General features: G+C 42.8%; 14 protein-coding genes. 3 read left to right on the top strand and 11 right to left on the bottom strand.

The window, feature by feature from the left end; translation table 11 throughout:
- The first annotated feature begins 18 nt into the window (after window positions 1–18).
- Window positions 19–1302, top strand: coding sequence for a mechanosensitive ion channel family protein (locus QWZ13_RS14910; protein ID WP_290282483.1), 1284 nt, complete (start codon window positions 19–21; stop codon window positions 1300–1302).
- Here the strand turns inward: QWZ13_RS14910 and QWZ13_RS14905 are convergent.
- From QWZ13_RS14905 to QWZ13_RS14880, 6 genes are all read right to left on the bottom strand, one after another.
- Window positions 1291–1497, bottom strand: coding sequence for a hypothetical protein (locus tag QWZ13_RS14905; protein ID WP_290282482.1), 207 nt, complete (start codon window positions 1495–1497; stop codon window positions 1291–1293). The two genes, QWZ13_RS14910 and QWZ13_RS14905, sit on opposite strands and share 12 nt — an antisense overlap.
- Window positions 1498–1784: 287 nt before the next feature.
- The gene (locus QWZ13_RS14900; RefSeq protein WP_290282481.1) at window positions 1785–2483 is read right to left on the bottom strand and encodes a hypothetical protein; all 699 of its coding nucleotides are present in this window, start codon (window positions 2481–2483) and stop codon (window positions 1785–1787) included.
- Between the two features lie 584 nt (window positions 2484–3067).
- Window positions 3068–3229: a hypothetical protein gene (locus tag QWZ13_RS14895; protein WP_290282480.1), complete on the bottom strand. Its 162-nt coding sequence runs from the start codon at window positions 3227–3229 to the stop codon at window positions 3068–3070.
- A gap of 185 nt (window positions 3230–3414) precedes the next feature.
- Entirely contained in the window at window positions 3415–3576 is a 162-nt protein-coding gene (locus tag QWZ13_RS14890; protein ID WP_290282479.1) for a hypothetical protein, read from the bottom strand.
- A gap of 272 nt (window positions 3577–3848) precedes the next feature.
- Window positions 3849–3971, bottom strand: coding sequence for a hypothetical protein (locus QWZ13_RS14885; RefSeq protein WP_290282478.1), 123 nt, complete (start codon window positions 3969–3971; stop codon window positions 3849–3851).
- Between the two features lie 10 nt (window positions 3972–3981).
- Window positions 3982–4401 (bottom strand): hypothetical protein, encoded by a 420-nt coding sequence (locus tag QWZ13_RS14880; RefSeq protein WP_290282477.1) that lies wholly within the window; start codon window positions 4399–4401, stop codon window positions 3982–3984.
- Here QWZ13_RS14880 and QWZ13_RS14875 point away from each other — a divergent pair.
- On the top strand, window positions 4375–4512 hold the full coding sequence (locus QWZ13_RS14875; protein ID WP_290282476.1) for a hypothetical protein: 138 nt from the start codon (window positions 4375–4377) through the stop codon (window positions 4510–4512). The two genes, QWZ13_RS14880 and QWZ13_RS14875, sit on opposite strands and share 27 nt — an antisense overlap.
- 99 nt (window positions 4513–4611) lie before the next feature.
- Here QWZ13_RS14875 and QWZ13_RS14870 read toward each other — a convergent pair whose 3' ends face one another.
- The 5 genes from QWZ13_RS14870 to gatC form a co-directional block, all read right to left on the bottom strand.
- On the bottom strand, window positions 4612–5325 hold the full coding sequence (locus QWZ13_RS14870; protein ID WP_215999496.1) for a TSCPD domain-containing protein: 714 nt from the start codon (window positions 5323–5325) through the stop codon (window positions 4612–4614).
- Window positions 5326–5336: 11 nt separating this feature from the next.
- The gene (locus QWZ13_RS14865) at window positions 5337–7487 is read right to left on the bottom strand and encodes an adenosylcobalamin-dependent ribonucleoside-diphosphate reductase (protein ID WP_290282475.1); all 2151 of its coding nucleotides are present in this window, start codon (window positions 7485–7487) and stop codon (window positions 5337–5339) included.
- Window positions 7488–7812: 325 nt separating this feature from the next.
- Window positions 7813–9246, bottom strand: a complete 1434-nt coding sequence (gene gatB / locus QWZ13_RS14860; RefSeq protein WP_290283385.1) for an Asp-tRNA(Asn)/Glu-tRNA(Gln) amidotransferase subunit GatB — start codon at window positions 9244–9246, stop codon at window positions 7813–7815.
- A gap of 11 nt (window positions 9247–9257) precedes the next feature.
- The gene (gene gatA, locus QWZ13_RS14855; RefSeq protein WP_290282474.1) at window positions 9258–10706 is read right to left on the bottom strand and encodes an Asp-tRNA(Asn)/Glu-tRNA(Gln) amidotransferase subunit GatA; all 1449 of its coding nucleotides are present in this window, start codon (window positions 10704–10706) and stop codon (window positions 9258–9260) included.
- Between the two features lie 14 nt (window positions 10707–10720).
- Window positions 10721–11008 (bottom strand): Asp-tRNA(Asn)/Glu-tRNA(Gln) amidotransferase subunit GatC, encoded by a 288-nt coding sequence (gatC, locus tag QWZ13_RS14850; protein WP_290282472.1) that lies wholly within the window; start codon window positions 11006–11008, stop codon window positions 10721–10723.
- A 79-nt stretch (window positions 11009–11087) separates the two neighbouring features.
- On the opposite strand from gatC, the gene QWZ13_RS14845 reads away from it, so the two are divergent.
- The gene (locus tag QWZ13_RS14845) at window positions 11088–11228 is read left to right on the top strand and encodes a hypothetical protein (protein ID WP_290282471.1); all 141 of its coding nucleotides are present in this window, start codon (window positions 11088–11090) and stop codon (window positions 11226–11228) included.
- Window position 11229: the final 1 nt, after the last annotated feature.

Here is an 11229-nt window from a genome sequence, read left to right as displayed (position 1 = left end):
TAGGAGGAACCCAGTTATATGAGTAATTTAAGGGATGAGTTTAAGGTCATAGTTGAGCCATGGTTAGAATTTTTACCCGGCGGAGCTGAAGCCTGGTTTGAATGGCTTGTGGTTGCCTGGATTGGCGTTTTTGCTGTTTTTCTACACATAGTCTTACATCTGTTTGTTCGACATTATGTAGCCAACTGGATCTCACTCTGGACGTCGAAACTAAAGGGTAATTGGCAGTTTTCGTTGTTTAGCCATAATTTGTTTCGTCGTGCGTCTTTTGTGATACAAGGTGCGGTTGTTCAGTTGCAATCAGTTTGGTGGTTAGACGAGGGTTCGACCATCTTTAAAGTCATTAAATTTGCCAGTGATCAATGGATTCTGCTGTTTCTATTATTAACCTTATTTTCTGTTTTAGACGTTTTTCATGGCGTTTGGAATCGCCGCGCCTCAGGTGGGAATCATTTTCCTATAAAAGGCATTCTTCAAACGATCAAATTACTGGCGTCGCTGTTTATAGGGTTAGTCGCTATAGCGCTGCTTATCGGCAAATCTCCGCTATTGCTGCTCAGTGGTTTGGGCGCGTTGTCAGCCGTGATGATGTTGGTGTTTAAAGACCCTATTTTGGGCTTAGTGGCGGGTATTCAGCTTTCGGCAAACGACATGTTGGCCGTTGGCGATTGGTTAGAAATGCCTAAGTATGGTGCCGATGGCGATGTTATTGATATAGCGCTGACCACTGTCAAAGTTCGTAACTGGGATAAAACCATTACGACCATTCCGGCTTATGCGCTTATTTCGGATTCCTTTAAGAATTGGCGCGGCATGACGGAGTCGGGCGGGCGCAGAATTAGCCGCAGCGTGTTGATTGAAACCAGCAGCATTCGATTCTTAGATGAAGCACTTTTGGCTGATTTGAATAAATCAGAATTGGTTGGGCGCTATTTAAGCGAACGGTTAGAACAAATTGAAGCCGAAAACAAGGAAAAGAATGTCGATATGGCCGTTCTTGTGAATGGTCGCAGGCTAACCAATATTGGAACCTTTCGCCAATATTTGGTGAACTATTTGCAAAATCACCCATGCATTCATAAAGATATGACTTTGATGGTTCGGCAACTGGCACCGACGTCAGAAGGGTTGCCGATTCAAATATATGCGTTCACCAATACAACCAGTTGGGGTGAATATGAGAATATTCAGGCCGATATATTTGACCATATATTTGCTGCACTGCCAGCCTTTGACTTGCGTATTCATGAATCGCCTACCGGCAATGACATTCGGTCATTAAAAGACAGTTTAAAATCGTAAAAAAAAGCCAGCCCATTGTATTGGGCTGGTCTTTATTTTTCTGACTTTTGCGCTCGAGTGACGATACCAGCTCAACGAGTTGGTCTTTAGTGAGCTTATTGGGGTCAGTTGTGCTGGAGAGATTGAGAGCCAAATCGGTTGGCCGTTGGGTAGTTGTGTTTTGAGCTCAATGGTTTGATCGGAAGACTGCGGCAATGTGACGGACTGGAATTTAAAATCAGGCTGCGGTCGTGCTGATAAGCCTTATGGTAATTTATCTATTTTCACATTATCCGATAGTGAACCATTTCTTGTTTATTACGAGCGGTAGGATCGGAAGTAACCGCCTTTATTGAGTAAGGTGCTCACTGTTCGATAGCGGACATAAAATGGACGAGAGAATAAGGCATCAGAAACAATCGCTCCTAAATTAAGCTATCAAGGCAAAGTAGGCGTTTCATCGTAATAGAACTGTAACAACTATCCTGGCACTTGGACCTTTGCTAAGTTGATGACCATTTTTTAATTTCTTTATCATAAGAAAACAAGCTCCTGTTTTGCTCGTAATCGTCAACTGTTACAACTGATTTAAACAGGCTGTTAAATAAACGTTCAAACTCAACCATTTCAGAACTTGTTTTATAGAAGTAGACAAATTTATTGAGTGCGTCTCTATTTCCATATCTAGCAGCAGAATATGAGATCATAATCTCATCCCACTCGCCGACTACAAGTGGATTGCTACTTGTACTTTTCCAAATGTCATTCGCAAGTGCTTCAATGTTATCATAGCCTGCTCTTTCTAAAGACATAAACGTTAAATATCTATTTTGTCCTTCTACAGCATACTTTCTAAGCTTGTCCTCGGCTTCCGTTCCTTTTAGGGAACTGGCAGATACCTCGATCAAAGCATCGCTTATAAGTTCTTGATCAGACTTTAGCTGTTGGTCAAGCAAAGAATCAAAAGTGGAAGGCTTCTCATGATGCATACCAGCATTAATAGCTATCTGCATGAGCATGGGGTTTGTAGAAATGTAATCTTCAATTAAATAATAGTTTTCTGATGTGATGGCATTGTACAGAGCCATTTCAACATATGTATCTGCAGGGTTTTGAAGAAATAGCTCTAGTAATAACTCTGGATTTTCTTCAGATAATTGGACGAGCGGAATCATTTCTCTATCGTTGTCTGAGAAGCTCATTTGATCCTCATAACTCTTTGAGAATGCGGTATACCACTCAAGTATTTCTCTCTCGGATAGTGTGTCAAAGTCCGGGTTGAAAATTGAAGTTAGGGATTTATTGCTTAGACTTGAAGCGTTTGCCTCGGATATCCTTGTATTTATTTTGCTCTCGATAGGGGCTATTAATTGAGTCGTGTCAACTTGCAAGGATGCGTTTTTAATACGCTTTTCTATATTGTCTAGTGAGACTCTAATTTCGGATAGTGCCTGTTGCACTTGCTCTTGATGAAGTTTCTGGTCATGCTTTACACCAATTAAACTAATTGTTTGAAGCACAACAAGCACTAGTAGAATTATGCTAGCAACGTAGTTTGATACAGCGCTCTGTTTCAATTTGCTCTTCCCTTAATAATTAATAACTCACCCAATGTGGATCGCTTTTATCTAAATACCATCATTCTAATTAGACCACAATTCCGAGGTTTCGTCTTATTCATAAAAATATAATATGTGACTTCTACCACAATAATGAACACTGTTCGTAGATGATTGTGAAGTGTAAAGGTATCGTCTGTAATCTCCGAAAGGAATTTGAACTTACACTAAATAAATCTATCGATACAACAAGGAAGGTATATGAACATTATAATTGCTTTCACTAGACCAACTAGATCTTTGTCACTTTTACTGTTTGTTGCTGCGCTAGGTAGTTTTGCTTTATCTGCTGAAGATGAAGGTTGCGGTAGCTGGAACTTGTATGACAAGAAGGTAACTGTCTCCGAGAAAGAGTCTCTTTGTGCCCGCCGGAATGGCCTTGTAGGGAAGAAGGTAAAAGTAACTACTACTACTACTAGGTACATTTACAAAAATGATTGTGGTAAAAATAAAGTAACTACAGTAACCAAGACTTCAACCGGATCATGCAAATCATTCTAAGCTAAGACTATAACTAGGAAAGGAAGCTAAAAATGAAACGAACTAAAATACTCGATATTGTAAAATGCCTGTTGTTTTCTATTACACTTTTTGGAACAGCAAACCTATCAATGGCTGGCAATGATGAAGGGTGCAGTAAGTGGCATCTGGATAGGTCGACTGAAACAATCAGCAAGTCGAAGGATTTATGCTTGAAAAGCGATCAGACGCTTGGTTATCGGACAATTTATAAAACGACAAAGAAGTACTACTATTCTAATGATTGTGGGAAAACTAAAGTTACAACAAGAATAAGTACAACCAAAACTTCTTGCTATTAGGTCGCTAAAAAGTGCCTAATCTCTTTAATTCTGGCGTAGTATCAGGAAAATCAGATTAGCAATTTAAAGTCAATTCTTTAGTTTTGGTAGCAATCATTAGCCATGAGTTGCGATATAGTGTTGCTACTCACCTAATACAAGCTGGTACTGACGGCGTTGATTGCGGTAAAGAATGAAGCCAGGCTTTGTTGAGATTGCCTGTATTTAGATTTTTCAGGCTAAAAACCAGACGATTTCGGTACGGTTTCATTGTATGGCTTTCATTGTTCGTTTACGTTGAATAACTCATTTTGACTCTTCATTGCACCGCGCTCTTCAATTCTAACGATTTTAATTTGGATTTGATCGCGATGTGGACGGTCTTCTAAACGGAGCGCTAGGATCTCACCTTCTCGAAGTACGAAATCAATGACAAGCCTCCAAAAAGGGTAGTTTCTGATAGCTTGGGCAGGACAAAGTTTTGGCTGTTTTTCTAGGCGTAGATTTGGTCTTAAAAAATGTTCAATCGTTGTAATTTCATTTTCAGTTAAATTATCTGCAACTTTCTTCCTGCGGACACGTACATGCTTATCCGAAAATCGTTCGCTGATGGCTTTCTTGTACATTTGAAGCTCAACTTCATGTTCACTTGAGCGACCTTCGAAAGTTGAATATTGTTCCGCAAACCACTTAAAAAGCAAGCTTGCTTAGTCCAGAGTTTTGTTTGTTGTTTCAGGCTCCATTGCGCCTGTTCCACGCAGGTTACCTCGTTGTTTGAGCCAAGCTGCAAAGGCGGTATTTTCGAGACATAAAAAAACCCCTGAAACGTTTGATTTTCAAGGGTTCTGGGTCTTTTTTTAATTTTTGTGTTTTCTTACTTTAACCGCCTTAACGTTACAATGTTTATGCCGTTATTGACACTTTGAATCGCCGCAGTTTAGGCAAGTTAGACAACCGTCCATAATGATGGCTGCTTTGGTGTTACACTTTTTACATACGTGGGCATCGGCTGGAAAGTCGCCAGAATCGGCGGCATCGCCAGATTTTGGTGCCGCTGTAGCTGCTTCATATTGCTTTCGCTTTTCTTCGATCAGTTTTTGCTGATGCTCATCTAAGCCTTCTTCTTTAATCATACCGATCATTTTTAAGTGCTTTTCAACGACATCGCCAATTTCAGCAACAAGACTCGGCATAAATTTACCACCGCGTTTGAAATAACCGCCTTGTGGATCAAATACAGCGCTAAGCTCATCGACAATAAAGGTTATGTCTCCACCTTTACGGAAAACCGCCGAGATAAGTAACGTCAGTGCAACAACCCACTGGTAGTGCTCCATGTTTTTCGAGTTTATAAAAATCTCGAACGGGCGTCTTACTTCGTGCTCCGTACCTTCGTTTAACACCATGTCGTTAATGGTGACGTACATAGCATGTTCAGACATCGGCGTTTTAATTTTATAAGTAGAACCAATGAGCATTTCGGCACGCTCGACTGACTCATGCATTTGCTCAATTTGAGCTTGTGCATTTTTTTCCGCTTGAGCGGCATCGTTAGCTAACTGAGCGGCTTTTTTCTCGGGTGTTACAACATCAAAGCCGACAATTTTTTGATTAATCTTTTTCATTTCAGTCATCCTTAAAACTTCCCGTAGTAGCCTTCTTTGAGTGCATCGAATAGGTTGGCGGCTGTATGTTCTTCACCGTCGTACTCTACCTTTTCATTACCTTTCAGCTCAATATTGCTGCCATCTTCAAGTTGGAAACGGTAAGTTGTATTTTCTAAATCTTCTTCTTTAACTAATACGCCTTGGAATGCTTCTGGGTTAAACCTAAAGGTAGTACAACCTTTTAGACCTTTCTCGTAGGCATATAAGTAAATGTCTTTAAAGTCATCGAACGGGTAGTCCGTTGGAATGTTCGCTGTTTTAGAAATAGATGAATCAATCCACAACTGAGAAGCGGCTTGAATGTCTACATGTTGCTTCGGCGAAATGGTCTCAGAAGACACGAAATATTCTGGTAATTGCTCTTCTGGGTCTGTGCTAAAAGGCATTGCTTTTTGGTTGATCAGCTCGCGATAAGCCAGCAGTTCAAACGAGAAAACATCGACTTTTTCTTTCGACTTTTTGCCTTCTCGAATAATGTTTCGGCTGTAATGGTGTGCAAAGCTAGGCTCAATACCATTACTGGCGTTGTTAGCAATAGACAACGAAATTGTACCTGTCGGTGCAATTGATGAGTGGTGGGTGAAACGAGCGCCTGTTTGCGCTAGCTCAGACACCAACTCGGGCGCTACAGACGCTAGTTTTTGCATATAGCGGCTGTATTTAGCGTGCAAGATTCGTCCTGGCAATTTGTCGCCAACCTGGTAGCCATCTTGTAGTAATTCAGGGCGTTGGCGAGTCATTTCATGAGTGATCTCGAACTCTTCATCCATGATTGGTGCTGCGCCTTTCTCTTTAGAAAGTTCTAATGACGTCTGCCAGCCAGAAAGCGCCATTTCTTTGGTCACTTCTTCTGTGAATTCAACCGACTTTTCATCGCCATATTTCATTTGCAACATGGCAATGGTACTGCCCAGACCTAGATAACCCATACCATGACGGCGTTTGCGTTCAATTTCGCGTCGTTGACCTTCAAGTGGTAGGCCATTGATCTCAACAACGTTATCGAGCATGCGGGTGAAGATACTGACAACTTTACGATATTTATCCCAATTAAAACGGGCTTTATCGGTAAATGGGTTTTCGACAAAGTGAGTTAAGTTGATCGAGCCGAGTAAGCAGCTTCCATACGGCGGCAACGGTTGCTCTCCGCATGGGTTTGTTGCTCGGATTGTTTCGCAGAACCAGTTGTTGTTCATCTCATTAACTTTATCGATCAAGATAAAGCCAGGCTCAGCAAAATCATAAGTGGAGGTCATGATGATGTTCCACAAATTGCGTGCTTTGATGACGCGGTAAACACGGCAAGCGGTTTCACCTTGCTCATTCTGCATGTATCCATCTTTGACATGCCAGTCTTTCCAAATGATTTGGGCAGGGTCATTCACATCTAAGGAGTCGCGTTTAACTTCTGCTTCGCTAACTGGGAACACCAGTGGCCAATCGGCATCGTTGACGACCGATTCGATAAATTCAGACGTTACTAATAATGATAAGTTAAATTGGCGCAAACGGCCGTCTTCACGTTTAGCTTTGATGAAATCGATAACGTCTGGGTGGCTGACATCAAATGTTGCCATTTGGGCACCACGACGGCCACCTGCGCTAGAAACGGTAAAACACATGCGATCGTAAATATCCATAAAGGATAAAGGACCCGATGTATAAGCGCCTGCACCGCTGACAAAAGCATTTCGAGGGCGTAGCGTTGAGAATTCGTATCCAATACCACAACCTGCTTTTAACGTAAGGCCAGCCTCATGAACTTTCTCTAAGATACCATCCATAGAGTCTTCAATAGTGCCCGAAACGGTGCAGTTAATGGTCGATGTGGCTGGTTTATGAGCTAAGGCACCCGCATTAGAGGTAATTCGACCGGCTGGAATTGCGCCGTTCTCAAGTGCCCAAGTAAACTTTTCACGCCATTCTTGTTGCTTCTTTTTACCTTTTTCGACGGAAGAAAGTGCCTCAGCAACGCGTACAAAGGTGCCTTTCATGTCTTGATCAACTGCTTCGCCTTGAGCGTTTTTCAGGCGGTATTTAGCATCCCAAATATCAATTGATGCGGGTTGGTGGTCTATTTTTATGCAGTTGTCACGATCCAGTTGTGTGTTATCCGTCATGCTAAGCGCCTCTAATGCTCAAAGGTGGATGAGAATTGTACTTGTGTTGCGAAGCATTCTAAACCACTACCTGTAGTAGTGTGAAGGGATAAAATACCCATAAATTGTGTTTTGAATGGTTGACTTTAGTGCAGGGTGCATAACTTGAGGGTTTCGAGCGAATTGCAAATTTAAAATATTTTTGAGGCTGTGATTAAGTTCAAAACTTAAGACATTTCGAGAAAAGTTAAACGCTGTTCAAGTGGTTGGAAGTTGATCATAAAAGTGATGTCTGTATAAAAATGCAGCAAAGGAGATGCCCCTTTGCTGCACTGGTTTTCAAGATTTAAGCGTTTAGTTTGGCTTTTATGATTTGGTTTACTTGACCAGGGTTCGCCTGACCCTTCGATACCTTCATTACCTGACCAACGAAAAAGCCCATCAATTTATCTTTGCCGGCTTTCATTTCTTCAAATTGACCTTGGTTGGCAGCGATCACTTCATCGACCATGGCTTCAATAGCACCAGTATCGGTAACCTGCTTTAACCCCTTAGCTTCAATGATGTCATCCGCCGTTCCTTCACCTTGAGTCATGGCTTGGAATACGGTCTTTGCGATTTTTCCAGAAATCGTATTGTCTTTGATGCGAGCTAACAATAGACCTAGATCTTCCGCACTGATCGGGCACTGCTCTATACTTAAATCGGATTGATTCAAGAATTTTGACAGTTCTCCCATACACCAGTTTGCCGCAAGTTTGGCATCGCCAGAGACTTGTGAGGCCTGTTCGAAGTAATCGGCCATGACGCGATTGGCAGACAGTACTGTGGCATCGTATTCAGTCAGCCCTAAGTCAGCTTTGAAGCGCGCTATTTTCGCGTCTGGTAGCTCTGGCAGCTCTGCTTTTACCTCTGAAATGTAAGCATCATCGATTATGACCGGGAGTAAGTCTGGCTCAGGAAAATAGCGATAGTCGTTTGCAAACTCTTTGCTACGCATTGGTCGCGTCTCGTTTTTGTCTGCATCGTACAAGCGAGTCTCTTGAGTGATTTTGCCTCCATCCTCTAAGATGTCCATCTGGCGCTCAACTTCGCTGTGGATGGCTTTTTCAATAAACTTAAATGAGTTTAAGTTTTTCAGCTCAGTTCGCGTGCCAAATTCTTTCTGACCCTTAGGTCGCAAAGAAATGTTCACGTCACAACGCATTGAGCCTTGAGACATATCGCCATCAGAAATTCCAATATAGGTGATAATACTGTGTATTTTCTTAAGATAGGCGATCGCTTGTTTCGCGTTGCGAATATCCGGTTCTGACACTATTTCTAGCAGTGGTGTTCCGGCTCGGTTTAAATCGATACCCGAATGGCCGGCAAAGTCTTCGTGTAAAGACTTACCAGCGTCTTCCTCTAAGTGCGCGCGCGTTACACCAATTCGAAATTGCTCACCTTCTTCAGTGGTAATGTCGACATGACCCACCCCAACAATGGGGTGATCCATTTGGGTCACCTGATAACCTTTGGGCAAATCTGGGTAAAAATAGTTTTTACGATCAAAAACCGATTTCTTTCCAATCTCTGCATCAATGGCTAAGCCAAACGCGACCGCTTTTTTCAGTGCGCCTTCGTTAAATACGGGTAATACGCCTGGCAATGCTAAATCTATTGCGCTGGCTTGGGTATTCGGCTCGGCACCAAACTGCGTGCTAGAACCAGAAAATATTTTCGATTGGGTAGAAAGCTGAACGTGAATTTCTAACCCGATAACCGTTTCCCATTGCATTTTAATACTCCTTAAGCCTGTGGTTTGCGGGTGTGCCAATCAGTTGCCTGCTGGAACTGATGGCCAATGTTTAATAATTTGGCTTCTTGAAAATAATTGCCAATCACTTGTAGGCCAACGGGCATTCCGTCGACAAAACCGCAAGGCACGGACATGCCTGGTAAGCCAGCTAGGTTAACTGACAGGGTATAGATATCTTCGAGGTACATCGATACTGGGTCTTGATTTTTTGCGCCAATTTTCCACGCTGGAGACGGCGTAGTAGGCCCCATAATGACATCCACATCATTCAATGCGGCAACAAAATCATTTTTGATTAAGCGTCGCAATTGTTGAGCCTTTCGATAATAAGCATCGTAGTAACCAGCTGACAATGCGTAGGTACCTACCATGATTCGGCGCTTCACTTCATCGCCAAAGCCTTCAGAGCGAGAACGCATATACAGGTCGTTTAGATCTTTCGGGTCTTCACAGCGGTGGCCATAGCGAACACCATCGTAACGAGACAAGTTGGTCGAAGCTTCAGCCGGCGCAATAATATAATAAGCCGGAATCGACAATTCGGTTCTTGGTAATGAGATCTCCTTTACGGTTGCTCCCATGGCTTCAAATTGCTTAACGGCCTCCATAATAGTCGCGCGAATGCCTTCATCTAGGGCTTCACCAAAAAATTCTTTCGGCAAACCAATTTTTAAGCCGTCTAGTGATTGGTTTAGACTCGCCGTGTAATCTTCTACGGGTTCATCCATCGACGTTGAATCTTTCGTGTCGAAGCTGGCCAACGCATTCATGATCATTGCCGCGTCTTCTGCGGTTTGCGTCATTGGACCGGCTTGGTCTAAAGATGAGCCATAGGCAACCATACCCCAGCGCGATACGCGGCCATAGGTCGGTTTTAAGCCCGTAATACCGCAAAATGCGGCCGGTTGGCGAATTGAGCCACCGGTATCGGTTCCCAGTGATGCTGGCGCTGTTCCTGCGGCGACCACCACTGCAGAGCCACCGGATGAACCACCAGGCACACAATCAAGATTCCAGGGGTTTTTCGTAGCGCCATAGTAGCTGCTTTCGGTCGATGAACCCATGGCAAACTCGTCCATGTTGGTTTTACCCAGCATGACCATGCCTGCGGCTTTTAGGTTGCCCGTAGCAGTAGATTCATAAGGGGCGATAAAATTGTCGAGCATTTTTGAACCACAGGCTGTTTTTACGCCCTCGGTGCAAAATAAATCTTTATGTGCAATTGGAATACCCGTTAACGGACCGGCTGTTCCAGCTTTAAATTGTTCGTCTGCTTGCGCGGCTTGCGCCAGCGCTTCTGAATCCGTGACGGTAACATAAGCATTGAGCTCGCCATCTTTTGCTTTAATGGCATCTAAATAGTGTTGTGTCAGCTCTACACTGCTGTATTTACCGGCATGTAGGTCATCTGAGAGTTCTTTGAGTGTTTTATGCAGCATGATGAACCTTAATTTTATTCAATAACTTTAGGGACAAGAAATAAACCGTGCTCAGCTTTGGGCGCGTTAGCTTGCAATGCTTCGCGTTGATTGGTCTCGGTGACTTCATCGGCGCGCAATCGTGCTGCTGCATCAAGCGGGTTCGCTAAAGGTTCAACATTTTCAGTATCGACCGCCTGCATGGTATCGACTAAATCTAAAATGCTCGACAGGCTATTTACGTATTCGGGTAGTTCGCTTTCACTCACTTTAAGTCGCGCAAGTATCGCGACAGATTCAACTTTTGAGCTATCTATGCTCATTGTTAACTCCTCAACAGGGATCTACAAAAGGGTATTATGGTCTGAATATATGGGTTTTGATTGAAATTGAAATAGCGCTTTGATTAAAACACGAACAATTACTGTAAAAAAACCGTGCAGGGTATACGTTATCACATTTACGGCTTGCTCAAAAACCCTACGGTTGTTACATTGCAACGCTGTTACCGTTAGCTCTTACGTACATTTAAAGCGATATTAAA

Source organism: Reinekea marina, assembly GCF_030409715.1.
Lineage (GTDB): Bacteria > Pseudomonadota > Gammaproteobacteria > Pseudomonadales > Natronospirillaceae > Reinekea > Reinekea marina.
This window is presented reverse-complemented; position numbering and strand designations above follow the sequence as displayed.